General features: G+C 61.0%; 15 protein-coding genes. 10 read left to right on the top strand and 5 right to left on the bottom strand.

Going from position 1 to position 21,547, the window contains the following annotated elements; translation table 11 throughout:
* Nucleotides 1-20 precede the first annotated feature (20 nt).
* From DWV43_RS00930 to larD, 7 genes are all read left to right on the top strand, one after another.
* Nucleotides 21-1,004, top strand: coding sequence for a DMT family transporter (locus DWV43_RS00930; RefSeq protein WP_055250488.1), 984 nt, complete (start codon nucleotides 21-23; stop codon nucleotides 1,002-1,004).
* A 116-nt stretch (nucleotides 1,005-1,120) separates the two neighbouring features.
* Nucleotides 1,121-2,422 carry a M20 family metallopeptidase gene (locus tag DWV43_RS00925; RefSeq protein WP_199569324.1) on the top strand — a complete coding sequence of 434 codons (1,302 nt, stop codon included), beginning with the start codon at nucleotides 1,121-1,123 and terminating at the stop codon, nucleotides 2,420-2,422.
* 3 nt (nucleotides 2,423-2,425) lie between these two features.
* On the top strand, nucleotides 2,426-3,718 hold the full coding sequence (locus tag DWV43_RS00920) for an MFS transporter (protein WP_117816959.1): 1,293 nt from the start codon (nucleotides 2,426-2,428) through the stop codon (nucleotides 3,716-3,718).
* A 303-nt stretch (nucleotides 3,719-4,021) separates the two neighbouring features.
* On the top strand, nucleotides 4,022-5,335 hold the full coding sequence (gene hisS / locus DWV43_RS00915) for a histidine--tRNA ligase (protein ID WP_117817668.1): 1,314 nt from the start codon (nucleotides 4,022-4,024) through the stop codon (nucleotides 5,333-5,335).
* A 256-nt stretch (nucleotides 5,336-5,591) separates the two neighbouring features.
* A complete protein-coding gene (locus tag DWV43_RS00910; RefSeq protein WP_369831442.1) occupies nucleotides 5,592-8,405 on the top strand; it encodes a phosphoenolpyruvate carboxylase in 2,814 nt (937 codons plus the stop codon).
* Nucleotides 8,406-8,821: 416 nt separating this feature from the next.
* Nucleotides 8,822-10,099, top strand: coding sequence for a nickel-dependent lactate racemase (larA, locus tag DWV43_RS00905; protein WP_117583385.1), 1,278 nt, complete (start codon nucleotides 8,822-8,824; stop codon nucleotides 10,097-10,099).
* Nucleotides 10,100-10,148: 49 nt separating this feature from the next.
* Nucleotides 10,149-10,880 carry a D/L-lactic acid transporter LarD gene (gene larD / locus DWV43_RS00900; protein WP_117583384.1) on the top strand — a complete coding sequence of 244 codons (732 nt, stop codon included), beginning with the start codon at nucleotides 10,149-10,151 and terminating at the stop codon, nucleotides 10,878-10,880.
* Between the two features lie 300 nt (nucleotides 10,881-11,180).
* Here larD and DWV43_RS00895 read toward each other — a convergent pair whose 3' ends face one another.
* The 4 genes from DWV43_RS00895 to serB all read right to left on the bottom strand — a co-directional run bounded on the left by DWV43_RS00895 (nucleotide 11,181) and on the right by serB (nucleotide 14,186).
* Nucleotides 11,181-11,720, bottom strand: a complete 540-nt coding sequence (locus DWV43_RS00895; RefSeq protein ID WP_117817670.1) for a TetR/AcrR family transcriptional regulator — start codon at nucleotides 11,718-11,720, stop codon at nucleotides 11,181-11,183.
* Nucleotides 11,721-11,722: 2 nt separating this feature from the next.
* On the bottom strand, nucleotides 11,723-12,643 hold the full coding sequence (locus tag DWV43_RS00890) for a LarC family nickel insertion protein (RefSeq protein ID WP_117583382.1): 921 nt from the start codon (nucleotides 12,641-12,643) through the stop codon (nucleotides 11,723-11,725).
* 10 nt (nucleotides 12,644-12,653) lie between these two features.
* Complete coding sequence (gene larB / locus DWV43_RS00885; RefSeq protein ID WP_117583381.1) at nucleotides 12,654-13,436, bottom strand: nickel pincer cofactor biosynthesis protein LarB; 783 nt, start codon at nucleotides 13,434-13,436, stop codon at nucleotides 12,654-12,656.
* A 114-nt stretch (nucleotides 13,437-13,550) separates the two neighbouring features.
* Nucleotides 13,551-14,186: a phosphoserine phosphatase SerB gene (serB, locus tag DWV43_RS00880; RefSeq protein ID WP_117583380.1), complete on the bottom strand. Its 636-nt coding sequence runs from the start codon at nucleotides 14,184-14,186 to the stop codon at nucleotides 13,551-13,553.
* Between the two features lie 256 nt (nucleotides 14,187-14,442).
* Here serB and aspS point away from each other — a divergent pair, with 256 nt between their 5' ends.
* Nucleotides 14,443-16,230, top strand: coding sequence for an aspartate--tRNA ligase (gene aspS, locus DWV43_RS00875; protein WP_117817672.1), 1,788 nt, complete (start codon nucleotides 14,443-14,445; stop codon nucleotides 16,228-16,230).
* Between the two features lie 305 nt (nucleotides 16,231-16,535).
* Here the strand turns inward: aspS and DWV43_RS00870 are convergent, their stop codons facing one another.
* The gene (locus DWV43_RS00870; RefSeq protein WP_117817674.1) at nucleotides 16,536-17,552 is read right to left on the bottom strand and encodes a LacI family DNA-binding transcriptional regulator; all 1,017 of its coding nucleotides are present in this window, start codon (nucleotides 17,550-17,552) and stop codon (nucleotides 16,536-16,538) included.
* 376 nt (nucleotides 17,553-17,928) lie between these two features.
* Between DWV43_RS00870 and DWV43_RS00865 the strand changes: the two genes are divergently transcribed.
* Both DWV43_RS00865 and DWV43_RS00860 read left to right on the top strand, forming a co-directional pair.
* Complete coding sequence (locus tag DWV43_RS00865) at nucleotides 17,929-20,937, top strand: glycoside hydrolase family 2 TIM barrel-domain containing protein (protein ID WP_117797114.1); 3,009 nt, start codon at nucleotides 17,929-17,931, stop codon at nucleotides 20,935-20,937.
* 3 nt (nucleotides 20,938-20,940) lie between these two features.
* Nucleotides 20,941-21,396 carry a hypothetical protein gene (locus DWV43_RS00860; RefSeq protein WP_117765414.1) on the top strand — a complete coding sequence of 152 codons (456 nt, stop codon included), beginning with the start codon at nucleotides 20,941-20,943 and terminating at the stop codon, nucleotides 21,394-21,396.
* Nucleotides 21,397-21,547: the final 151 nt, after the last annotated feature.

Raw genomic sequence — 21,547 nt, 5'->3', positions numbered from 1 at the left:
ATTGAGTGCGAGGATGTTCCATGGCCCAATACGCTGCCAACGAAATCGAAAACATGCCCGATAGCCCTGTAGCCCGTGAGGATTTGGGCGCGGGTGGTATTCCCCGGGGTGCCGGCGCACGCTCGCCGTTGTTCTGGAAAGTTCTACTGCTTTCGGTGGCGATTATCTGGGGCTACTCCTTTACCACTATGAAGGACGCACTCGACACCATTCCGGTGTTCGAGCTGGTCTATGTTCGCTTTCTCCCGGCATCACTGGTTATGTTTGCAATTTTCCATAAGCGCATCATCGCTCATTTCAATGCCCGCAACCTGATCGTCGGGCTTGGCATGGGTGCGCTCATGTGGGGTGCCTACGGTTTGCAGACGATCGGCCTGGCACAGACCACGGCGGGCAAGAGCGCTTTTTTGACCGGCACGTATTGCATCCTTGTGCCGTTTGCAAGCTATGTCCTGAGCGGTGAAAAGCTTACCCGGTATAACCTGGGTGCAGCGTTGTTGTGCCTGGCGGGTATTGGCCTGGTAGCGCTCGATAGCGTCGAGTTCAATGCCGGCGATGTTATTACCTTGGGCGGCGCGATCTTCTTCGCCATCCAGATGGCGGTGACTGCCAAGTACGGTCGCAAGATGGACATCAACGTCATCACGTTTTGGATGTTTGTGGGCAATGGCGTTTTGAGTTTAATCACGTCGCTGCTATTCGAGACCCAGGCGCCCCTCTCTGCATGGACGCCGGAGTTTATCGGTGTGGCTGTTTTCCTCTCGGTGGGCTGCACATGCGTGGCGCTGCTCGTCCAAAACGTCGGTTTGGCGCATGTCCCCGCCTCGACGGGCTCACTGCTTCTTTCGATGGAGTCGCCTTCGGGCGTGTTGTTTTCGGTGCTGCTGATGGGGGAGGCGCTCACCTCGCGCCTGCTCGCCGGCTTCGTGCTTATCTTCCTGTCGATTATCTTGAGCGAGACTCACTTTGATTTTTTGCGCAAAAAGCCGCGCCCGCAATTGTAAACAACTTGTTGCGCCGCCCTCCTGGGGCGGCGTTTTTTATGTAACGCCCTTACAGTTATACCTTGCACTTTAGACCATCAAAGTGTTTGCTGCACAAATAATACTGGAGGGCATCTATGGCACCAGCTCAGTCCGATTTTCAACCGCAACCAGCGCCCAAGGCCACCCCGGCAGCGCAAGCCGCTATCGGTGACGGTCTTGTTGCCGAGGCTCAAGCTTTTGCAGACAAGCTTGCTGCGTGGCGCCACGATCTGCATCAGACGCCCGAGTTGGGTAATTGCCTTCCGCAAACCTCTGCGTATATCCAGGCACGTCTGACCGAGATGGGCATCCCGTTCGCCACGCTCGTCGACGGCTCCTGTGTTGTGGGCCTCATCGGTGCCGGTGCGGCCGTGGCGGCCCAGGGCAACGGTACGTGCACGGACGATCAGGCCGGCACGGTCATCATGCTGCGCGGTGACATGGATGCCCTTCCCGTCGCGGAAGAGTCGGGCGAGCCTTTTGCCTCTGTCAACGGCTGCATGCATGCTTGCGGCCACGATATGCATGCGACGGCCCTGCTTGGTGCCGCCCGCCTGCTCAAGTCTCGCGAGACCGAGCTTGTCGATGCCAATGCCACGGTTAAGCTGCTGTTCCAGCCGGGCGAGGAAACCTTTGAGGGCGCCCGCGCCGCCATCGCCGACGGTCTGCTGCAGAACCCGCGTCCTCAGGCGGCTTTTGCCATGCACGTCAACAGCCAGTCGCCGCTCGGCCTAGTGCTCTATGGGAGTCCGGCGCTCTCGGGCGTGTACGGTTTCCGCATCACGCTGCAGGGCAAGGGTGGCCACGGTTCCAGCCCTGAGATTTGCATCGACCCCATCACGGCCGGCGTGCATGTGCACCTGGCGCTTCAGGAGCTTATCTCTCGCGAGGTGCCGGCGGCCAAGGAGGTCGCGCTTACCGTGGGTAAGTTCGCTGGCGGTTTGGCGGCCAACGTCATCCCCGACACCTGCGTGCTCGAGGGAACGTTGCGCGGCTTCGATGTCGAGCTCATGGCGCATCTTAAGACCCGCATCGCCGAGGTCGTCAATGGCGTCGCGGCAACGTATCGCACACCGGCGACCATCGAGACACTCTCGGATGTTCCGCCGCTCGTACTCGATGACGATATGACCCAGGCATCGCTGGGCTATGTGGGTGCGACATTGCCCAAGGCAGCTTTCCTGCCGTTATTCCACGCCATGGCGAGCGAGGACTTTGCGCTTATCTCGAGCGAGATCCCGAGCGCGTACTTTACCGTGGGCGCCGCTGTAACCGATACGGATGAGCATTTTGCCCAGCACCATCCCAAGGCGCGCTTTAACGATGCCGAGCTTCCCCTCGGCGCCGCGGCTTATGCCGCCGTCGCTCTCGGATACATTGCGGACCACAAGGAGTAATCCATGTCCCAGCAACGTAAGTTCTTCCCCGGCTGGCTCGTGGTGGCCTCTGGCTTCGTGATCATGGCCACGTGCTACACGATTTTCGTCAACTGCATGAGCCTGTTCCAGCCGCTGATCGTCAGCGACCTGGGCATTTCCCTTGCGCAGTACAACATCTCCAATGCCATCTCCACCGTGGTGAGCGTTGTGGGTTCGCTTGTGATCGGCCATGTCGCCGATAAGGTGAGCGGCCGCGTTTTGGGCTCCCTCACCGTTATCGCCACCTCTGCCGTGCTTGTCGGCATGAGCTTTGTGGGCGAGCTTTGGCAGGTCTACGTGCTCTTTGCCGTCTCGGGCTGCTTCGCCGTGGCCTCGACCCGTCTGCTCATTAGCCTCGTCACTGCCAACTGGTTTACGGCCAAGCGCGGTCTTGCTATCTCCATTGCGCTTTCGGGCTCGGGCTTTGGCGGTGCCATTCTCTCGCCGATCGTAAGCTCGCTGATCGTGAGCGTGGGTTGGCGTTCCGCCTTCTTGGTGCTTGCCGCCGTCTGCATTGTGGCGGCGCTGCCCATCACGGCGTATTCCTTCCGCACCAAACCTTCCGAGATTGGCCTGAAGCCGCTCGGCGAGAACCCGGGCGATCCGTCTGTTTCCACCGCGGGCGATAAGGACGAGCATACGGCCCCAGAGGTCAGCGTCGGTTGGTCGCGCATTAAGAAGAGCCCGGCATTCTGGCTGCTCGTCGCGGCATTCCTCTTTATGGGCCTTGTCAATGGCGCCATCCTGCCCAACCAGGTTACGAATATGACGAGCGTCACCGTCAACGGCACCAAGATCGTCACGGGCGGCCACGATCCCATGTGGGCGGGTACCGTACTTTCGGCCTACATGGTCACCGTCGTTATTGCCAAGATTTCGCTCGGTGCGATCTATGACCGCTTTGGCAATATCCTTGGCTCCGTTGCGTGCATTATCGCCTGCGTGGCGCTGTGTTTCCCGACGACGGACCTCGGTCCTATTGTCGCCGCTGTGAGCTTTGGTGTTGGAACGTGCATGGGCACCATCACGCCTACCATCGCCGCGTCCAAGCAGTTTGGCATGGCCGACCTGGGTAAGGTCACGGGCACCATTACCTCGCTCGAGATGGTCGGCGGCACCGTGGGCGCCATTGTCTCGGGCGTGCTGTTCGATGCCACGGGCTCCTTTGCGAGCACCTGGATTGTGTGCCTGGCGTGCTCCGTGGTCATGCTCGTGTTCCTGCTGGCATCCGAGCCCATCGCCGCCAAGCTGCGCGCAAGCGTGGCGGGGGAGTAGCGGGTCGCCGCCTATTCCTGTTTGCCTGTTCTGCCCGTGGCTGCCCTGGAAGCCGAATGGATGCTCGTACTGTCATTCGGTTTCCAGGGCAGCCACGGGTCTACGAAATGATCTCTTTTCCTCCGTCCCCAAGGGATCACGTAATCCGAAGGGGACGGAGGAAAAGGGATCACAAACCGCGGCGGCGTGTCTGGCCGAACGAGTCCCCATACCCTCGTTCGGTCAGACACGCCGCCGCGTTGCTGCTTTGTGCCGTATAATGTCCACTACCTATGACGCGATACAAAAGAAAGGTGTTTGCCCATGCAGGCACAGAAGGCGGAGGGAACCCGCGACCTTATCGGCGCCGAGATGCGCGCTTGGCAAAAGATGCAGCAGATCGCTGCCGGCGTGTTCGAGCCGTTTGGTTTTAAACCCATCGAGACGCCCGCGATCGAGCAGGTGGACGTCTTTGTCCACGGCATCGGCCAGTCGACCGACGTCGTGCGCAAGGAGATGTTCCGCGTCTTTAGCGGCGCCAACCTGGAGCGCGTCTTTACCGAGGGCACCGACACAAAACTCAAGCCCAAGCAGCGCCTGGCGCTTCGTCCCGAGGGCACGGCCGGTGTGGTGCGCGCAGTCGTGGAGAACAACCTGGTGCCCCAGGGCTCCACGCCGTTTAAGGCTTACTACGCCGAGGCCATGTTCCGTGGCGAGCGTCCCCAGAAGGGTCGCCTGCGCCAGTTCCACCAGGTGGGTATCGAGTGGCTCGGCGCTCCCGATCCGGCGGCAGACGCCGAGTGCATCATCATGCTCATGGAGTTCTACAAGCGCCTGGGCTTCGATCTTTCCAAGCTCCGTCTGCTCATTAACTCGATGGGTGACGCCCAGTGCCGTCCGGTTTACCGCGAGCAGGTTAAGCAGTTCATCCTCGATCACGCAGACGAGATGTGCGATGAGTGCCGCGAGCGCGCCGAGCTCAACCCGCTGCGTGCCTTCGACTGCAAGAACGACCACTGCCGCGAGATCATGGCCGACGCGCCGCTGATGGGCGACAACCTGTGCGACGAGTGCCGCGAGCACTACGAGCAGGTCAAGCGCTATCTGGATGCCGCCGGTATCGAGTATGTCGAGGATCCCACACTGGTGCGTGGTCTGGACTACTACACCCGCACCGTCTTTGAGGTCGAGGCTCCCGGTGCCGGCGTCGGCTCCATCGGTGGCGGCGGCCGCTACGACGGCCTGGTCGAGCTCGAGGGTGGCAAGCCCACGGCGGGCGTCGGCTTTGCCGTCGGTTTTGAGCGCGCCCTGCTGGCCCTGCAGGCCTTTGGTAACGACTTGGGTGCCGAGGAGGCCCCGTGCGTCTACGTTGCCAATGCCGGCAAGGAGCTGCGTCAGAACGTCTTTGCCATCACGCAGGAGCTTCGCGCCGCTGGCATCGTGACCGAGGCCGACTACCAGGGTCGTTCGCTCAAAGCTCAGTTCAAGCAGGCCGACAAGGTTGGCGCCAAGCTCATTTTGGTCCTGGGTGGCGACGAGCTTGCCGCCGGCAAGGTCAAGGTGCGCGACATGGAGAGCCATGAAGAGGTCCTTGCCGATCTGGCCAACGTCGTCGAGGCGGTTCGCGAGCGCCTGTAGCGCATCATTTTGAGCTGCGGACCCGCTTGAGTGTCCCGTCCATTGCGAGCGATTGTTACGGGGGTGTTTCGCATTTATGCGGAATGCCCCCGTTTGTGTATGCCGTCCACCGAGAAATACGACCATTTAGAGCAAAACCCTTGCAATGCAGAAAATACTTTTGTGTGGTAAAGCGCAATCAGTATCGAAAGTATTTCGCAAGCGCCTATAATGAATACCGCATGTTACGTGCATAGAAGGAGGAATGGGAGGAAACGTGGCTGAGAACCTAAGCAACCAGTCTGTACCCGAAGCCGCGGCGCGCGTCGCTGCCGTGGTCAACCGCCTCGTTAACCGAATCGGCTCGAATGCCGAATCCAAGGAGCGTCTCGCCGAGATCGAGATCCCCGAGGAGCTGCGCGACAATCTGGCGCTGTTCTTGCGCCTGGAGCGCCGTGTGCTTAGCGAGTATGATCCCGAGATCGCGGACCTGTTCGACAAGATTTTGACAGCCGAGATTGTGGCCAATGCCGGCAACCCCGGTAGCCGTGCTGCCGACGAGTCCGTCGACGAGCAGGGCGTGCCCACTGCCGACGAGCCCACCGCCGTGGCGTTTCGCGAGGTTGTCGATATGATCGACAGCCTGCCGCTCGATAAACAGCAGGTTATCGTCCGCGCCTTTACGAGCTTCTTCCATCTGGCAAACCTGTCGGAGGAGAATTACCGTGTGGCGCAGCTGCGCGAGCGCGAGGCCGGCGCATCGACCGATACCGAGGTCGATCCTGCCAACGAACTCACCGTCGCCTATCACCAGTTGGTAAACGAGATGGGTGTCGAGGGCGCCAACGAGCTGCTCGGCAAGCTCGAGTTCCACCCTGTCTTTACCGCACATCCCACCGAGGCCCGTCGTAAGGCCGTCGAGGGCAAGATTCGCCGTATCTCCAACCTGCTGGAGGAGCGTCCGCGTCTGGGCGGTTCCGACCTGGTGGAGAACGAGCGCCATATGCTGCAGGAGATCGACGCCCTGGTGCGTACGAGCCCCATCGCGCTCAAGAAACCCACGCCGGTCGAGGAAGCCGATACCATCATCGACATCTTCGATAACACGCTGTTCGACGTTATTCCCGTCATCTATCGTCGTTTTGATGACTGGGTGCTGGGCGATAAGGCCGGCACCGTGCCGCCGCTGTGCCCGGCGTTCTTCCACCCCGGCAGCTGGATCGGTTCCGACCGCGACGGTAACCCCAACGTCACCGCCAAGGTGAGCCGCGAGGTCGCTGCCAAGTATTTCACCCATATGGTGCTCAAGCTCGAGGACAAGTGCCGCCGCATCGGCCGCAACCTCACGCTCGAGGCCACCTACAGCAAGCCGTCTGCCGAGCTCATCAACCTGTGGAACCATCAGGTCGAGATGAGCACTCAGTACACCGCACGTGCTGAACTAATCTCCGAGCACGAGCCGCATCGCGCCGTCATGCTCGTCATGGCCGACCGACTCAACGCCACCGTGCGTCGCATCACCGACACCATGTACCACAGCGCCGATGAGTTCCTGGAGGACCTGCGCGTCGTCCAGCGCTCGCTGGCCGCCTGCGGTGCCGTCCGTGCTGCCTACGGCCCGGTCCAGACCATCATCTGGCAGGTCGAGTCCTTCGGCTTCCACATGGTCGAGATGGAGTTCCGTCAGCACTCCGTGGTGCACGCCCGCGCCCTCAAGGATATCCACGAGAACGGTATCCATGGTGATCTGCAGCCCATGACGCGCGAGGTCATCGATACCTTCCGCGCTATCGGCTCCATCCAAAAGCGTTACGGCAAGAAGATGGCGCACCGCTACATCATCTCGTTCACCAAGAGCGCCCAGCATGTGGCCGACGTCTTTGAGCTTGCCCACCTGTCCTTTGCGCATGAGGAGGATGTCCCCGAGCTCGACGTGATCCCGCTGTTCGAGCAGCTCGAGGACCTCGAGGGCTGCGTCGACGTGCTCGACCAGATGCTTACGCTGCCCGTGGTGCAAAAGCGCCTTGCCCAGACCAACCGTCGCATGGAGGTCATGCTGGGCTATTCCGACTCCTCCAAGGATGCCGGTCCTACCACGGCTATGCTCGCGCTGCACTCCGCACAGGAGCGTATTGCCAAGTGGGCCGAGAAGAACGATATCGATCTGGTGCTCATGCACGGTCGCGGCGGTGCCGTGGGCCGTGGTGGCGGCCCGGCCAACAAGGCCGTGCTGGCGCAGCCCAAGGGTTCGGTCAACTGCTTCTTTAAGCTCACCGAGCAGGGCGAGGTCATCTTTGCCCGTTACGGTAACCGCACGCTGGCTCAGCGCCATGTTGAGTCCGTTGCCGCTGCAACGCTTTTGCAGTCGGCCCCGAGCGTCGAGAAGACCAACACCGAGACCACGCAGAAGTTCTGGGATATGGCCGAGAAGCTCAACGCTGCAAGCCACGAGCGCTATCTGGATCTGCTGAACACCGAGGACTTTACACCGTGGTTCTCGACCGTGACGCCGCTGACCGAGGTCGGTCTGCTGCCGATCGGCTCGCGCCCGGCCAAGCGCGGTCTGGGTGCCAAGTCGCTCGACGACCTGCGTACCATTCCGTGGATTTTCAGCTGGAGCCAGGCTCGCATTAACCTGGCCGCTTGGTACGGTCTGGGTACCGCCTGCGAGCAGCTGGGCGATCTTGACCAGCTCAAGGCTGCCTACCAGGAGTGGCCGTTCTTCCGCACGTTCATCGACAACATCGAGATGTCGATCGCTAAGACCGACCAGCGCATCGCCAAGATGTATCTGCACCTGGGCGATCGCCAGGATCTGTCCAAGAAGGTCTTCACCGAGATGCAGCTCACGCGTAAGTGGGTCCTTGCCATCGTCGGTGACGAGTGGCCGCTACAGCGCCGTCGCGTGCTTGGCTGCGCCGTTCGCGTGCGTAACCCCTATGTCGACGCCCTGTCCATCGCTCAGGTCCGCGCCCTTCGCGAGGTGCGTATGAACCAGGACGAGATGGCCGAGGAGAAGAAGGCCGAGTACATGAGCCTGATTCTTTCGACTGTGACCGGCGTCTCGGCAGGATTGCAGAACACGGGGTAATCGATAACCCTGTAGTCGTCCGGGTCCGCCATCAGTTTACTTTTAGGCACGTCCTCGGACATGCAAGAAGCCCTCGCTGCGCACTTCGTGCGGCGAGGGCTTCTTGCGTCCTGCGGAGTGTGCCTAAAAGTAAACTGATGGGGCCCTACGATGTCCGGTCTTCGGCGGATTACTGCTGGGGAAAAGATAGCGCGCTTCGCGCGTTTTGGATGGGGTCTGTCTCGGCGGCGCGTTTGGCGCTTCTCGCCTTGCGACTGTAGCGCCCGCGGTCCTCATTGGGACCACGGCCGTTTTGTTATGGGTCAAATATGAACGTTGTGTTAATGAGTCGGTGGACGGTGGTGTTTTTCGGTGAGCGGCGTATCCTTCCAACGGTTTGACTAGTGTGTCAGTTGAAAGGAAGAGGGCGCTCGTCAATGTTTGAATGTGAACTACCGTTTGACCACAAGACGTTGCATCTGGAGCTCGAGGACAAGAACTTCGCGGGTGTGATGGAAGGTCATCAAAACGAGTTTAAGACTACAAAATCGCAGGAAGAGCTGGTAGAGGAGTCGCTTGCCAACCCTTATGGCTCGCCTTCGCTCGAGGAGCTTTGTGCTGGCAAAAAGGATATCGTAATTATCAGCTCTGACCATACGCGTCCCGTTCCTTCGCGTGTGACGATGCCTATTCTGCTGCATCACATTCATGCCGCTGCGCCCGAGGCCCGTGTGCGTATTTTGGTTGCTACGGGTATGCACCGTCCGTCGACGCACGAGGAGCTCGTCAATAAGTATGGCGAGGACATCGTTGCCAACGAGGAAATCGTTATGCATGTCGCGACCGACGACAGCATGATGAAAAAGATCGGCACCCTGCCTTCTGGTGGCGAGTGCATCATCAACAAGATTGCGGCCGATTGCGATCTGCTGCTTGCCGAGGGCTTTATTGAGCCGCACTTCTTTGCCGGTTTCTCTGGTAGCCGCAAGTCCGTCCTGCCTGGCATCGCCAGCTACAAGACCATCATGTACAACCACAACGGTCAGTTTGTGAACGATTCCCACTCGCGTGCCGGCAACCTGTGCCACAACCACGTGAGCGAGGACATGTTTGCCGCCGCCGAGATGGCTCACCTTGCCTTTGTGCTCAACGTGGTGCTCAACGGCAAGCACGAGGTCATTGGCTCCTTTGCCGGCGACATCCACAAGGCGCACGAGGCTGGCTGCGAGTTCGTGAAGAGCCTTGCCGGCGTTGAGCCCGTCGAGTGCGAGATCGCCATTACCACTAACGGCGGCTACCCCCTCGATCAGAACATCTATCAGGCTGTGAAGGGCATGTGCGCTGCCGAGGCCACGCTTCCCGAGGGCGGCGTGATCATCGACGTCGCCGGTTGTGCCGACGGTCACGGCGGCGAGGGCTTCTATCACAACATCGCCGACAACGATCCGGCAGAGTTTGAGCGCGCCTGTATCGATCGTCCTAAGGACGAGACCCTGCCCGATCAGTGGACGAGCCAGATCTTTGCCCGCATCCTGGCGCATCACCCCGTGATCATGGTCACCGACCTGTGCGATCACCAGATGCTCAAGGATATGCACATGACGCCGGTCAACACCCTCGAGGAGGCGCTCAAGCTCGCCTTTGAGATGAAGGGTGCCGACGCCAAGGTCGCCGTCATCCCCGATGGCCTGGGTGTTGTCGTCGCGCAGCACTAGTGCGCGGCTTAAACGAATCGTTTATAACCGACAAGAAAGATAAGGTTTTATGCTTACCAAACTCCTCTGCGAATTCGGCGCGACGGCCCTCATGATCGTCTTTGGCGTGGGCGTGCACTGCGATACCGTGCTCAAAGGCACCAAGTATCAGGGCTCCGGCCATATGTTTGCCATCACCACCTGGTCTTTTGGCATCTCGGTCTGCCTGTTTGTCTTTGGCGGCGCCGTGTGCATGAACCCCGCTATGGTGCTTGCCCAGTGCATCGTCGGTCTGGTGCCGTGGGGCAACTGCATCCCCTTCATGCTTGCCGATATGCTCGGCGGCTTTGTGGGTGCCGTGATCGCTTGGTTTATGTATGCCGATGAGTTCAAGGCTTCCGAGGGTGTCGTCGATCCCATTGCCCAGCGCAACATCTTCTCGACCAACCCCACCACCGAGGGTACGAACTATGCCCGCAACTTCTTCTGCGAGGCAATCTGCACCTTTGTGTTCATTAGCGCCATCCTTGCTGCTGCTAGCCGTGCTGGTGAGGACGTTTTGATGCTCGCCATCTGCGTCGGCCTGATTGTCTGGGCCGTTGGCATGGGCATGGGCGGCATCACCGGCTTCGCTATGAACCAGGCACGTGACCTTGGTCCCCGCCTTGCTTATCAGGTGCTGCCGATTAAGAACAAGGCTGACAACAACTGGAAGTATGGTCTGCTTGTTCCTGGCATCGCGCCGTTTGTCGGTGCTATTGTGGCCGCGCTGTTTGTGCATGGTTTCTTGGGCATGTTCTAGTCGAAGGCTACATAGTTGTCCGCTGGCCGCATGGGGTAACTTCCCAGCGCGTCCTCGGACATGCAAAAAGGCTCGCTGCGCACTTCGTGCGGCGAGCCTTTTTGCGTCCTGCGGAATGCGCTGGGAAGTTACCCCATGCGGCCAGCTGCGGGATCTTTGCTGCGCTCGAGCAAGCAACCCAACATATATCTGAATTTGGATGGGAGGGGCTTGTTGCTGATAGGGGCGTTGAGCTGTTGTTGACACTTTGGGATGCGTGGCGCCCTAGGTTGGGGTGATGCTTTGGGATGAGCTTCTTACTTAGCTGAAGAGGGGCTGTATGGCTGAGAGGTAGTCTTTGGCTACGTTGGATTTGTTGGCTTGGAAGTTGTGCCAGGCCCACCATTGGACCATTCCTACGAAGCTTGAGGCTATGTGGTGTAGTAGGAAGCTTCGGTCCATGGTGGCGGCGGGGCCGTTTGGGTCGGTGGGGACGGTTTCGGCTGCTCGTGACATGATGGTCTTGCGTAAGCAGTCGGCGAAGACGCGTGAGCCGGCGCCGGCTACGAGGGCTCGAACGCCCTGGCGGCGTTCCCAGAGATTGTTGAGGATATGCTCGACCTGCACGAGTGGGTCGTCGAGCGGTGTGCCATCGTCGTCAAGAGCGTGGGTGCAGATGTCGCTCACGAGTTCGGACAGTAGGTCGTCTTTGCTCTTAAAGAGACCGTAGAATGTCGCGCGGCCTACGTGAGCGCGAGCGATGATGTCGCCGACGGTGATCTTGCCGTAATCTTCCTCGCGCAGGAGCTCGGAGAACGCCGCAACGATGGCGGCGCGGCTTTTTGCCTTGCGGGCATCCATGGCTATGCGTCCGCGTGAACGAGCAGGCAGCGGAGCGTGCCGGAGCAACCCTCGTAGGGGCGTTTGCCGGCGCCGTAGCCGACAGCTTCGATGCGGTAGCGTGAGGGCAGTTGGTCGGACGTACGCAGGGCGGTGACGATGGCGGCGCCTGTGGGCGTTACGAGCTCGCCAGCGACCGGTGCAGGCGTGAGAGCGATATTGCCCGCCTGGCACAGGTTGACGACAGCGGGGACGGGAATGGGCATGAGGCCGTGTGCACAGCGGATGGTTCCGTGGCCCTCGGAGAGCGACTCGACCACGATGTCCTCAATGCCCAGGTCATCGAGGCAGATGGCGACAGAGCAGACGTCGACGATGGAGTCGATGGCGCCCACCTCGTGGAACATGACGGTCTCGGGCGTTTTGCCGTGAGCCTTGGCCTCGGCAGCGGCGAGTGCGGTAAAGATGGCGAGGGCGCGACGCTTGGCGCCATCGCTTAGCTGCGAGCCATCGATAATGGCGGTGACGTCCGCCAAAGACCGGTGGTGATGGTGGTGGGCGTGATGATGCCCCTCGTGGCCATGGCCGTGGATCTCATGGTCATGGTCGTGTGTGTGCTCGTGCTCATGCTCGTCATGGTCATGATGATGGTGGTGCTCATGCTCATGCATATGCTCGACAGCTGCTTCGTTGCCGTAGAGCCAGGCCATATCGTGGTCGTGGTTCTCGAGCTCCTCTGCCAGCTGAACGTCAAAGTCGCAGGCGTCGATGCCGTGCTTGTTTACGCGCGTGACGGCGATCGAAAAGCCATCGACCGGCAGCGTGGCGAGCTGTTCGCGCAGCTGCTCCTCACTGGCATCCAGGTCGAGCAGGGCCGCAACGGTCATATCGCCGCTGATGCCCGAGGTGCCGTCGATGATAAGCGTGTGCTGATGGTTGGACATGGGATGCTCCTTAGCGGGCGCAGGGCGTGCCGGCGCTCAGATGATTGATAAGACTTGCCTGGTAGGCGGCACCAAAGCCGTTGTCGATATTGACGACCGAGACGCCGCTGGCGCAGGAGTTGAGCATGGCGAGCAGCGCGGCCACGCCACCAAAGTTCGCGCCGTAGCCCACGCTGGTGGGAACGGCGATGACCGGGCAACTCACCAGGCCGCCGATGACGCTCGCCAGGGCGCCTTCCATGCCGGCGATGGCGATGACCACCTGCGCCTGGGCAAGTTCCTCGGCATGCGCAAGCAGGCGGTGCAGCCCGGCGACGCCCACGTCGTAAAGGCGATCGACTTCGTTGCCATAGAACTCGGCCGTCAACGCGGCTTCCTCGGCGACGGGCAGGTCGCTCGTGCCGGCGCAGGCGACAACGATGCGTCCGTTGCCGGTAGGGGAGGGCTTGCCGCCCACGAGGGCGAGCTGCGCGTCCGGGACATATCCCAGGTCGATGCCGTTGCCGAGAAGCTCCGAGGTGCGGGCGGCCTTTTTGGCGTCCAGGCGCGTGACCAGGATGCGCTCCTGGCCGGCATCGCGCAGCGCTTTGATAATGGCGGCAATCTGATCGGCGGTTTTACCGGCACCGTAGACAACCTCGCCGGCTCCCTGGCGCACCCCGCGCGAAAGATCGAGCTGCGCAAAGCCCAAATCGGCGGTCGGAGCCGTCTGGATGCGCGTGAGGGCGACGGCCGGGGTGACTGCCCCGCCGGCAACATCGCTCAGTAACTGCTCAAGATCTCGCTTATCCATATATGTTCCCTTCGACGGCGCAAAGTCTAGCACTCAAAGGGTATGTTTCCGAACATTAAGACAAAATTGTTCGGAAACTATAGGACAGACTGATTCACTTGTTAGATGGATTGACTAGTCACGCAGGATGATGTCCATGGCGAGCATCAGATTGCGCTCGTCGATGGCAAACGGGGCGGCCTCGCGCGTCTTGGGCTTGGCACAAAACGCGATGCCCGTGCCCGCGGCCTGAATCATGGGGATGTCGTTGGCACCGTCGCCGATCGCGACGGTGTGGGCCATGTCGACGCCGCACTCAACTGCCCAGTCCAGCAGCTGGATGAGCTTGGACTCCTTGGTCACAATGTCGGCAGCCAACTTACCGGTGAGCTTGCCGCCTACGACCTCCAGACGGTTGGCCAGGCAAAAGTCGATTCCCGCGGCGGCCACGATCTTGTCGGCAACCTCGTGGAAGCCGCCACTTACGACGCCGACCTTCCAGCCCTTGCTGTGCGCCGAGCGCACAAGCTCCAGCGCGCCGGGGGTAAACGTCACGCGCTCAAAGGTGCGCTCGAACACGCTCTCGTCCAAGCCGGCAAGCAGCCCCACGCGCTCCTCGAGCGCTTGCTTAAAGTCAAGCTCGCCGCGCATGGCGCGCTCGGTGATCTGCGCCACTTGCTTGCCCACGCCGGCTTCCTCGCCCAACAGGTCGATGACCTCCTGGTTGATGAGCGTGGAGTCGATATCCATAACGATGAGGCGTGCAGTCATGGCGGGCCTTTCCAAGTGCAGTTGTATTGGGGCACATTGTCGCACGTGACGAGCGCGGGCGGGTGTCACGGCGCGTCAATTGTTTCGTCTCCGTCAAGTCTTTGGGCAGGAGCCACTTTTTCGCGGCACATCGACGCGAGTGCGATAAGATAGAACGCCATGTCTGGCTGCGCGGTTTACGCAGGCTGGGCAAATCTGTACGACGCCGCCCGGAACGACACGGGGCGGCACAGATCCATAAAGGAGGATCACTGGTATGAGCCAGACCCGTCCCATCGACGAGCATTCCATGCACACCCGTACCTGCGGCGAGCTTCGCCGCGAGAACGTGGGCGAAGAGGTCACCCTCACCGGTTGGGTGAGCCGTCGCCGCGACCACGGCGGCCTTATCTTCTGCGACCTTCGCGACCGCGAGGGCATCACGCAGCTCACCTTCGACCCCGAGCACTCCGACGGCGACGCCTTTAAGATCGCCGAGACCATGCGTCCCGAGTGGCCCATCAAGATTCACGGCGTCGTGCGCGCCCGTGGCGAGGAGACCACCAACACCAAGCTCGCGACCGGCGAGATCGAGGTCCTGACCGACCACGCCGAGGTGCTCAACACATCCGTCACCCCGCCGTTCCAGATTGAGGACGGCATCGAGACCAGCGAGGACACCCGTCTGCGCTATCGCTATCTGGACCTCCGTCGTCCCGAGATGATGGCCAACCTCAAGCTGCGCTCCGACTTTACCTTTGCCATTCGCGAGGCGCTGCACAACCGTGAGTTCATGGAGGTCGAGACGCCCTCCCTGTTCAAGTCCACGCCCGAGGGCGCCCGCGACTTCATCGTTCCCAGCCGCATCCAGCCGGGCAACTTCTACGCCCTGCCGCAGTCCCCTCAGCTCCTGAAGCAGCTGCTTATGGTCGGTGGCGTCGAGCGCTACTACCAGGTTGCCAAGTGCTTCCGCGACGAGGACTTGCGTGCCGACCGTCAGCCCGAGTTCACCCAGGTCGATATCGAGATGTCCTTCGTGGACCAGAACGACGTTATGAGCGCGCTCGAGGAGGTCCTGGCCGACGCCTTCGGCCGCATGGGTGTCGAGATGCCCACGCCGCTGCGCCGCATGGACTATTGGGAAGCCATGGACACCTATGGCTCTGACAAGCCCGATACCCGCTATGGCATGCACCTGGTCGACCTGACCGACATCTTTGCCAACTCCAAGTTCAAGGTCTTTGCGACTGCCGCAAACGAGGAGGGCTCCGTCGTCAAGGCCATCAACGCCAAGGGCGCCGGTGCCTGGGCTCGCGCCAAGATCGATAAGCTCGCCGGTGTGGCCTCCACGTTTGGCGCCAAGGGCCTGGCCTGGATCGCATTCCGCGAGGACGGCTCCATCAACAGCCCCATCGTCAAGTTCTTCTCGGACGAGGAGATGGCGGCTCTGCGCGAGCGCATGGGCGTCGAGCCCGGCGACCTTGTGATGTTCGCCGCCGGTCCGCGCCTGCTCTCCGACGAGATCCTGGGCGGCATGCGTTCCCACATGGCCAATGCGCTCGAGATCAAGCGCGAGGGCCACGACTTCCTGTGGGTCGTCAACTTCCCGCTGTTCCACTGGGACGAGGATCGCAAGGCTTACGCTGCCGAGCACCAGCCCTTCACCCTGCCGACCGAGACCGACATCGCCAAGATCGAGGCCGACCCGCTGGCAGCCGGTTCGTGCACCTACGACTTTGTCATGGACGGCTTTGAGGCCGGCGGCGGCGGTATGCGTATCCACAACGCCGAGATGCAGATGTCCATGCTCAAGCTCCTGGGCTTTACCGAGGAGCGCGCCGAGTCGCAGTTTGGCTTCCTCATGGAGGCGCTCAAGTTTGGTGCACCCCCGATGGGCGGTTTCGCTCTGGGTCTGGATCGCGTGTGCATGCTGCTCACCGGTTCCGACTCCATCCGCGACGTCATGGCGTTCCCCAAGACGGCCAGCGGCTCCGACCTTATGTCGGGCGCTCCGAGTGCCGTTTCCGGCGCCCAGCTCAAGGATGTCAGCCTGCGCCTGATGTAAGCGAGCGGCTACATATTGCCCGCAACGAGGGAAGGACGCGTGCCTTCCCTCGTTTTTTATGCGCCGAGATTGTGAGGGCATGGGATGACCGGGCGTCGCGGAAAGTGCGTCCCGGAATCTGCGTCCAGAACGGGTCGCGCTTTCCCAAAGGGGGTCCTCTGGGAAAGCGCGACCCAGAATTCGGCAAAATAATGGGACACAGTTTCCGGTTGAGCTGTCTAACGGAAACTGTGCCCCAGAATGAGCGCTCAAAACGGGCCGGGCTTTCCACAGCAACTGTCTGGCGGAAAGCCCGGCCCAGTTTCCTACAGCGAGTCTCTCTGAACGAGCTGCATGTGCATGACGGTGGTGGTGGGCTCGGCACCCTTGATCATGTCGAGCGCAATGTTGGCGGCCATGTGGCCTTCTTCGCGCAGGGGCTGGCGGACGGTCGTGAGTGCGGGGACGCAGCGCGTCGCAATCTCGTGATCGTCGAAGCCGACGACAGAAACTTCCGCCGGAACAGATAGGCCTGCCTCGTTGAGTGCGGTGATGACGCCAGCCGCGATACGGTCCGATCCGCAGAGCACGCCATCGAAAGCAATCTTGCGCGCGAGGATCTGGCGCATGGCCTGATAGCCGTCTCCGCTGTTCCAGCCGGTATAGATAACGTTTGCGTCTGGGAGGTCTTCGCCCAAGACGGCGCGGTAGCCGCGCAGGCGGTCGACAACAGCGGGGTTGTCTTGCGGTCCCAACACGGCGACGATATCTTTGCGCCCGCGCTCCTTCATGGCGTGTGCCGCAAAGCGTCCGCCCTCTTCGTCGTCAGAGTAGACCGTCGAGAACACATCGCGATAGGGGTGGCCCTCGAGCTGGCCGCACAACACGGTGGGTACGCCCAGCTCGCGCAGCACCTCGAGCAGCTCGCTGCCCTTGTAGGGGGAGACGTCGATCACGGCGTCGAACGAGCGGCGCTCAAAGTGCTCGCGTGCGCGGTTGCGCTCATGCGTAGAAGACGCCTGCAAGATAACGGGCAGATAGGACGACTCCGACAGTTCCTCGGTAATACCGCTCAAAAACTCGCTATAGGTGGGGTCGCTGAAGAGTTCACTCAGGGGCTCGGTCACGAGCACGGCGATGATTTCCGTGCGCCCGACAGCGAGCGCTCGGCCACGGGCATTGGGGACAAAATTGACTTTCTTGGCCGCCGCACGGACGCGCTTTTTGGTTTCCTCGCTAATGCGGGGCGAATCGTTGAGGGCGCGCGATGCCGTGGAGCGCGACACGCCGGCAGCTGCGGCAACCTCGGCAAGCGTAGGTGCGGTGCGAACTGGTTGGGTCATGGCGTCTCCTGGAAAATGCGGTCGATGTTGTCACTGATACGGGCTGGTGCGGATACAGCTTACTATAGTGCACCTGAACAGCGTTCATGATATCCGGTGACAGGTGTCGTTTTGCAACCAAGCCGCAATCGAATACGTCTCGTGTGGGTGAGATATCAGCGGGCGTGGCGGTTGCCTACGAGCTTAAGAACGATGTTTTGCGCTGAGTTTCGATACTCAGGGTGACATAAGTGTCGCAGCTGTACAACCGGTTGCACCGTTAATCCGACCAAATCGACCGTTCAGCGGACAACCGGTTGCACAATTTTTTGCATCGCCCGTAAGATAAGGACAACCGGTTGCACAAGAATCACTACGATGACGAAGGAGCATCACCATGGACGCCATTAACGATTGGGAAAACCAAGCGCTCACCCACAGGAACCGCCTGGCACCCCATGCGTACTTTATGGGTTACGAGACCGCCGATCTCGCCGCTACGTACAGCCGCGAGCTGTCGCGCGGGTTTGTCCAGCTGTCCGGCTCGTGGCAGTTCCGCCTCTTTGAGGGGCCTGCTGCCGTTTCCAACGAGGAGCTCTCCACGTACGAGCCCGAGTGGGATCACGTGGAGGTTCCGCACCTGTGGCAGGTGGATGGCTATGGCAACCTTGCCTACACCGACGAGGGTTTCCCGTTCCCGGTGGATCAGCCGTTCGTTCCCTCCGACGACCCCACGGGCGTCTACCAGCGCATCGTCAACCTTCCCGCCGTGCCTGCCGGCGCTCGCGAGATCATTCGCTTTGACGGCATCGAGAGCTATGGTGAGCTGTACGTCAACGGTCAGTTTATCGGCATGACCAAGGGTTCGCGCCTGTCTGCCGAGTTTGACGTGACCGACGCGCTCGTCGAGGGCGATAACCTGTTTGCGGTCAAGGCTCTGCAGTACAGTGATGGCAGCTATATCGAGGATCAGGACATGTGGTGGGCCTCGGGCATCTTCCGCGATGTGTACCTTATGCAGCGTCCCGCCGCGCACCTGGTCGACTTTAGGTTCCGCACGCACCGCGAGGGCGATGCCGCTCTGATCACGCTCGATACGGTGGCCGAGGGCGCTACCCGCGTTGTGTATACGCTCAGCGATGGCGGAAACGTGGTGGCTACGGGTGAGTGCGTCGACGGCCATGCCGAGTGCAGCGTTGCCGATGCCCACTTCTGGAATCCCGAGGACCCCTTCCTCTATGACCTTACGTTTGAGGTCTACGATGGCGACGAGGCCAGCGAGTACGTTCCGCATCGCCAGGGTCTTGCCGAGGTGACGGTCGAGGGCAATCATATCTACCTCAACGGCACCTACTTTAAGATGCATGGCGTCAACCGCCACGATCACGACGATCACAAGGGCCGCGCCGTGGGCCTCGATCGCATGCGCCGCGACCTGGAGCTCATGAAGCGGCACAACATCAACGCGGTGCGCACCTCTCACTATGCCAATGACCCGCGCTTCTACGAGCTGTGTGATGAGTATGGCATCATGCTGGTCGCCGAGACCGATATGGAGAGCCACGGCTTCGAGAATATCGGCAACATCGCCCTGGTCACCGACGATCCGGCATGGGAGCCGGCCTACGTCGACCGCATTGAGCGCCTGGTGATGCAGGAGCGCAACCACGCCTGCATCATTATGTGGTCGATGGGCAACGAGAGCGGCTATGGCTGCAACATCCGCGCGATGTACGCCAAGGCTCACGAGCTCGATGATCGTCCGGTCCATTATGAGGAGGACCGCAACGCCGATACCGTCGACGTTATCTCCACGATGTACTCCCGTGTTTCGCAGATGAACGACTTTGGCGAGCACCCATTCCCCAAGCCGCGCATCAACTGTGAGTACGGTCACTCCATGGGCAATGGTCCCGGAGGCCTGTCCGAGTACCAGGAGGTCTTCGATCGTTGGGATTGCATCCAGGGCCAGTTCATTTGGGAATGGTGCGACCACGGTTTGGCTGCTGTGACCGAGGACGGCGTTGCCTACGATATGTATGGTGGCGACAACGGCGATTACCCCAACAACAGCAACTTCTGCATCGATGGCATGGTGTTCCCCTGGCAGCAGCCGAGTCCGGGCCTTACCGAGTACGGCCAGGTTATCTGCCCGGTCCGCATGGCTTATGACGCCGAGGCAGGCGAGCTGACCGTCACCAACAAGCGTTGGTTCACCACCCTCGAGGATGTCTGCCTGTCGGCCGAGACCCTGGTGGACGGCGACGTGGTCTGCCGCAAGACGCTCATGCCCGGCGCGGTTGCCCCCGGCGAGTCCGTCCAGCTGCCACTGGTGATTCGCGAGGCCGCAGTGGGCGAGACCCTGCTGACCGTGCGCGCCTACACCATGGCCGCTCACGTCTGGTGCGAGCCGATGTTCCAGCTGGGCGCTAGCCAGTTTGCCATCGCAAACCATCCGGCGCCGACCATCGTGGCCCCCGCTCGTCCTGAGCTTACGGTTGAGGAGACCGAGCAGGAGATCCGCATCCACTCCCTCAACGGCGAGCTGACCTTCAGCAAAGTCAACGGTACCGTGAGCGAGTGGAAGGCATCCGGCCGCGACGTCATGGCCTCTGGTCCCCAGGTTGGTTTTTGGCATCCGCTCGTCGATAACCATGCCCAGGAGTATGACTCACTGTGGAAGGACAACTTCATCGATGTGATGCAGACGTCTACCCGCAAGGTTTCTTGGAAGCAGGATGGCAATGCGGTCGTCGTTACCGTGAGCCAGCGTATCGCTCCTCCCGTCCGCGCGTTCGGCATGCGCGTCGAGCTCGTCTACACCGTGCTTCCGAGCGGTCGCGTCGACCTCAAGGTTTCCGGCGAGCCCTACGGCGATTACTCGGATATCATCCCGCGCATCGGCATCTCCTTCGAGGTCCCCGGTTGCGATCGTGCCGTCGAGTGGTATGGCCACGGCCCGGGCGAGAACTATCCGGACTCGCTGCGCGCCAACCCGGTCGGTCATTACCGCACTACGGTCGACGACATGTTCACGCCCTACGTTATGCCTCAGGATTGTGCTAACCGCGAGGGCACCCGTTGGGTCGCCCTGCGCTCTAGCCACGGTGACGGTCTGGTCGTGACGCGTCCGAGCGACGCCGCCTCCAACCCGTTCTCGTTCTCGGCATGGCCCTATAGCTGCGAGGCTATAGATAACGCCAAGCACGTCTACGACCTTGTCAAGGGCGACACGGTTACGGTCAATATCAACGACCAGCTGCTCGGCCTTGGTTCGAACTCTTGGGGTTCCGAGGTGCTCGATTCCTACCGCACCCGTTTTGAGAGCTTCAGCTTTGAGGTGTCCCTGCGACCGCTGACGTCTGCCGATCTGGCTCAGGCGCTGGCACCCATTAAGGAGGCATAAGTCATGCATGTCTTTAACTCGCGCGCCGATTTCGACGCTCAGATGAAGTCCGTCAAGAAGTGGATGCGCACCGGTCAGGCGCTCGATGGCGTTGCCGACCTGCAGCACGACGTGGCTTACTCCATCGGCGACTCGTTGGTGTACTGGTGGGTCTATGCCCGCGAGGCCGCTACCGCCGATCTGGTCGGTCACCGTCGCTACCATGCCGTGCTCGCTCCGCTCGACGGCGACCTGACCGTCGAGGTTGCCCCCAAGGCAGACCTCACCTGCATCCGTGCTTACAGCGATATCGATGATCGCGAGCGCTTTGAGGGTGCGGGGGAGACCGTGACGATTCCCGCCGGCGGCGTTGCCGTCGTCGAAATTGACGAGGCCTACCGTGTCGTGGCCGATGCCGCGGATTCCCGCGTCGTGGTACTGCACGTGACGGTTGAAGGTTATTCCTTCCCCAACAAGTAGTATTCGTCCGTTTGGACGTTTGCTTCGCGCCGTTAAGGGGGATGGCTTTGTTGACTCCCTTTTCCCCATTCCCCTTAGCAGGTGCGCCGTCCACGATTGCGCTTGCAGTCCGGACGGTTTTAGATGAGATATAACGGATGATTGGGAGGGC

The organism is Collinsella sp. AF05-9 (assembly GCF_003465595.1).
Lineage (GTDB): Bacteria > Actinomycetota > Coriobacteriia > Coriobacteriales > Coriobacteriaceae > Collinsella.
The sequence above is the reverse complement of the archived record's forward strand: the minus strand, read 5'-3'. Positions and strand labels throughout refer to the sequence as shown.

Excerpts from the sequence above, each read along its gene's own strand:
- DWV43_RS00930 (WP_055250488.1), top strand. The coding sequence starts at position 21 with ATGGCCCAATACGCTGCCAACGAAATCGAAAACATGCCCGATAGCCCT.
- DWV43_RS00925 (WP_199569324.1), top strand. The coding sequence starts at position 1,121 with ATGGCACCAGCTCAGTCCGATTTTCAACCGCAACCAGCGCCCAAGGCC.
- DWV43_RS00920 (WP_117816959.1), top strand. The coding sequence starts at position 2,426 with ATGTCCCAGCAACGTAAGTTCTTCCCCGGCTGGCTCGTGGTGGCCTCT.
- hisS (WP_117817668.1), top strand. The coding sequence starts at position 4,022 with ATGCAGGCACAGAAGGCGGAGGGAACCCGCGACCTTATCGGCGCCGAG.
- larA (WP_117583385.1), top strand. The coding sequence starts at position 8,822 with ATGTTTGAATGTGAACTACCGTTTGACCACAAGACGTTGCATCTGGAG.
- larD (WP_117583384.1), top strand. The coding sequence starts at position 10,149 with ATGCTTACCAAACTCCTCTGCGAATTCGGCGCGACGGCCCTCATGATC.
- DWV43_RS00895 (WP_117817670.1), bottom strand. The coding sequence starts at position 11,720 with ATGGATGCCCGCAAGGCAAAAAGCCGCGCCGCCATCGTTGCGGCGTTC.
- DWV43_RS00890 (WP_117583382.1), bottom strand. The coding sequence starts at position 12,643 with ATGTCCAACCATCAGCACACGCTTATCATCGACGGCACCTCGGGCATC.
- larB (WP_117583381.1), bottom strand. The coding sequence starts at position 13,436 with ATGGATAAGCGAGATCTTGAGCAGTTACTGAGCGATGTTGCCGGCGGG.
- serB (WP_117583380.1), bottom strand. The coding sequence starts at position 14,186 with ATGACTGCACGCCTCATCGTTATGGATATCGACTCCACGCTCATCAAC.
- aspS (WP_117817672.1), top strand. The coding sequence starts at position 14,443 with ATGAGCCAGACCCGTCCCATCGACGAGCATTCCATGCACACCCGTACC.
- DWV43_RS00870 (WP_117817674.1), bottom strand. The coding sequence starts at position 17,552 with ATGACCCAACCAGTTCGCACCGCACCTACGCTTGCCGAGGTTGCCGCA.
- DWV43_RS00865 (WP_117797114.1), top strand. The coding sequence starts at position 17,929 with ATGGACGCCATTAACGATTGGGAAAACCAAGCGCTCACCCACAGGAAC.
- DWV43_RS00860 (WP_117765414.1), top strand. The coding sequence starts at position 20,941 with ATGCATGTCTTTAACTCGCGCGCCGATTTCGACGCTCAGATGAAGTCC.